Origin of the sequence: Myxococcus sp. CA023 (genome assembly GCF_010998615.1) — a bacterium.
Taxonomy (GTDB): domain Bacteria; phylum Myxococcota; class Myxococcia; order Myxococcales; family Myxococcaceae; genus Myxococcus.
The window spans coordinates 1-2,376 of record NZ_JAAEAH010000167.1 but is presented as its reverse complement, the minus strand read 5'-3'; the positions used below and the strand labels follow the sequence as shown (position 1 = coordinate 2,376).

Sequence of the window (2,376 nt, the reverse complement as noted above, 5' to 3'; positions counted from 1 at the left end):
GTAACCGTCCGGCCAGCGACGTGGCGTGAGCGGTTGCAGACGGACGATGGCCGTGACCGGCACGCGCCGCGAGGATTTAGAGGCTGGGCTGGAGGAGTGAATCGGGCGGGTCGGCGGCACGCCGCCGCTTCCACTCGTGGGGCAGCAGCTCGCCGATGCGTGAGTTGGGATGCGTCTGCACCCGCAGCAGCACGTCGGCCAGGTACGCCTCGGGATTGACTCCGTTGGCCTCGCAGGTGGCCACCAGGGCGTAGAGGCCGGCGAGGTTTTCGCCCGCGGCCTCGTGGCCGACGAAGAGAAAGTTTTTACGGCCCAGGGCGGCCTTCCTCAGCGCGGCCTCGGAGCGGTTGTTGTCGAGGGGAAGGCGCTCATTCTCCACGAAGCGCGTGAGGGCCTCCCACTGCTTGAGGGCGTAGGAGATGGCCTGGCCCAGCGGACTCTTGGGCGGGTGACGCGGGACCTGGGCTTCGAGCCAGGTGTGCAGCCGCGCGAGGACGGGCGCGCTGTGCAGTTGGCGCAGCTCGCGGTGAGCGGCCGTGCGCACCATGTCCGCGTCTTTGGCCTGGGCCTCCACGCGGTAGAGTTCGAGGATGAGGTCCAGGGCCTCGCGCGCCTCGGGCGCGGTGGCCAGCGCGTCGAAGAAGCGGCGGCGGCAATGGGCCCAGCAGCCGACACGGACTCGGCCCTTGGGCAGCGTCACCGCGTTGTAGCCGGTGTACCCGTCCACCACGAGGGCGCCCGCGGTGCCGCCCAGCACTTCCTTCGGCGTCTTGCCGCCCCGGCCCATGCTGAAGCGGTAGCCGATGAGCCACTCGCCCGCGTCATTCTGGGTGAGGAAAGTCCAGAGGTAGCCCAGCTTCGTCTTCTTCACGTCCAGCACGTGCAAGGGCGTCTCGTCCGCCCACACCACGTCCGCCGAGGCAATGCACTGCAAGAGGTGCTGGGAGAGGGGCAGCAGCACCGAGGCGGCCTGGTGGAAGAGGTCCGTCAGGGTGCTGCGACTCATGGGCACGCCGCTTCTCTCCACCCGCTGGGCCAGCCGGTGCAGCGGCATGGCGTCCGCGCACTTCGACGTCACCACGTGGGCCAGGAAACCGGGGCCGTACTCGCCCCTGTCCACCACCCTGGCCGGAGGCGGGGCGGTGACGACGCCCCGTCCGCACGCGCACGCCAAGACTTCCTGCACGTGTACCTGCTTCTCGAATCTCGCCGGCACGTACTCGTACAGCACCGTGGCGCGTCCCTTGCCCAGCGGCTTCAAGTCCTCGCTGTCGCACGCCGGGCACTGGCGCTCCTCGGCAGGCACCGCGTGGCGAATCTCCCGCGCCGGGGCCTCCTCGGCTTTTCGGGCAGCCCTCTCCCGGCGCTTCTTCTTCGCGACTTCGGCCCGGGCGGCTTCCGTGTCCGCGTCCCCTCGCAGTTCGGCTGCCACTGTCGGCAACTTCTCCGCCCTGCGGCCGAAGACGTGGCGCTCCAGCGTCGCCATCTTCGCCTCCAGCGAAGTCAGGCGCTCCTTGAGTTCCTCCGCCTCCTCGCGCCAGGGGCAGAAGTGGTCTTGAGGAAGCTCGCGCGGCACCCGGCCTCAACACGCCGCCGCTGCGCCGCGTCCCGGGCCGGGGCCGTCACGTGCCAGTCCGTCCGGGGGGCATCCAGGCGGGCTGCCGCCTCACCTGGGCCACGTCAATGCCGTCCAGCAGCATCGCCAACTGCGTGGCGTCCAGGTGCACCACCTGCGCGCCCGCGTCCACCGGCGGAAGCCGAAAGCGGCCCGTCTCCAGCCGTTTGTACAGCAGCACGAAGCCGCCCCGGCTCCACGTCAGTACCTTGATGCGGTCTCCCCTCCGCGACACGAAGGCGAAGAGGTGCCCCGAGTAGACGTCCTCGCCCCAGGCCGTGCGCACCAGCGCCATGAGGCCGTCAATCGACTTGCGCATGTCCACCGGCTCCGTGGCCAACACTACGCGCACCGACGCAGGCAGCGCGAACATCGCCTCACCGCCCCAGCGCCGCGACGAGGTGGGCCACGTAGTCCACGTCGGTGCCCGAAGAGAATCGCAGGCGCGCTCCGCTGGCCACCACCACCTCAAGCAGCATCGTGCTCGGCGGCGACACGCCCGCGACTTCCACGGGCAGCAGGCGCACCGCCTCGCCCTTCTCGGCCTGCTGACGCCGACGCCGGTACACCCACGACTGAAGCGTGCTCAGCCGCACTCCTCGCTGCGCGGAGAACTCCTTCTGCGTCAGCCCGCTCGCCTCGAATGCTTCGGCGACCCGGAACCACTCCTGCTTCTCCAACGGCTTCGACATACGCGCCAGGGACCATGGCGGCGACTCACCACTCAACGCCCCTCAGCACGTCGTTGGCCGGACGCTTAC

At 69.9% G+C, this 2,376-nt stretch carries 3 protein-coding genes; all 3 read right to left on the bottom strand.

What is annotated here, in order from left to right; translation table 11 throughout:
* Positions 1-76 precede the first annotated feature (76 nt).
* From F8M74_RS37055 to F8M74_RS37045, 3 genes are read right to left on the bottom strand one after another with little or no spacing between them, the layout of a single operon-like run.
* Positions 77-1,576: an IS66 family transposase gene (locus F8M74_RS37055; protein WP_141259150.1), complete on the bottom strand. Its 1,500-nt coding sequence runs from the start codon at positions 1,574-1,576 to the stop codon at positions 77-79.
* Between the two features lie 46 nt (positions 1,577-1,622).
* Positions 1,623-1,988, bottom strand: coding sequence for an IS66 family insertion sequence element accessory protein TnpB (tnpB, locus tag F8M74_RS37050; protein WP_141259149.1), 366 nt, complete (start codon positions 1,986-1,988; stop codon positions 1,623-1,625).
* Between the two features lie 4 nt (positions 1,989-1,992).
* Entirely contained in the window at positions 1,993-2,307 is a 315-nt protein-coding gene (locus tag F8M74_RS37045) for an IS66 family insertion sequence element accessory protein TnpB (protein WP_141259148.1), read from the bottom strand.
* Positions 2,308-2,376 lie beyond the last annotated feature (69 nt).

Excerpts from the sequence above, each read along its gene's own strand:
- tnpB (WP_141259149.1), bottom strand. The coding sequence starts at position 1,988 with ATGTTCGCGCTGCCTGCGTCGGTGCGCGTAGTGTTGGCCACGGAGCCG.
- F8M74_RS37045 (WP_141259148.1), bottom strand. The coding sequence starts at position 2,307 with ATGTCGAAGCCGTTGGAGAAGCAGGAGTGGTTCCGGGTCGCCGAAGCA.